Annotated in this window: 1 protein-coding gene; it reads right to left on the bottom strand. The window is 70.8% G+C overall.

Annotation, left to right across the window (positions count from 1 at the left end; all coding sequences use genetic code 11):
- Window positions 1-28: 28 nt before the first annotated feature.
- A complete protein-coding gene (locus I6F37_RS40760; protein WP_225154484.1) occupies window positions 29-430 on the bottom strand; it encodes a DUF188 domain-containing protein in 402 nt (133 codons plus the stop codon).
- Between the last annotated feature and the right edge of the window lie 2 nt (window positions 431-432).

Below are 432 nucleotides of genomic sequence, written 5' to 3' on the forward strand. Positions count from 1 at the left end.
TTCGGTGGCCTTTGCGACCTTCCGCGCCTCAGCCCCGCGCGAGCCGCGCCAGCGCTTCGTCGAGCGCCTGGAGGAAGCGCGAGCGGTCGGCCTTGGCAAACGGCGCCGGCCCGCCGATCGCGTCCCCGCCGACGCGCAAATCGGCCATGATCGCGCGCACCGCGATCGCGCTGCCGATCGACGCGTCGGTGAAGGGCTTGCCCGTCGGGCCGATCACCACCGCGCCCTTCTTCAGGCAGCGGTCGGCGAGCAAGATGTCTGCGGTGACCACCACGTCGTGCGGCCCCGCTTGTTCCGCGATCCAGTCGTCGGCGGCGTCGAAGCCGTCGCTCACCACCACCCGCTCGACCAAAGGATGGTCGGGAATGCGGATGCGCGCGTTGCTGACCACGCGCACCGCGACCGCGCGGCGGAAGGCGACGCGATATATTT

It is taken from the genome of Bradyrhizobium sp. NBAIM08 (assembly GCF_020193935.1).
Taxonomy (GTDB): Bacteria; Pseudomonadota; Alphaproteobacteria; order Rhizobiales; family Xanthobacteraceae; genus Bradyrhizobium; species Bradyrhizobium yuanmingense.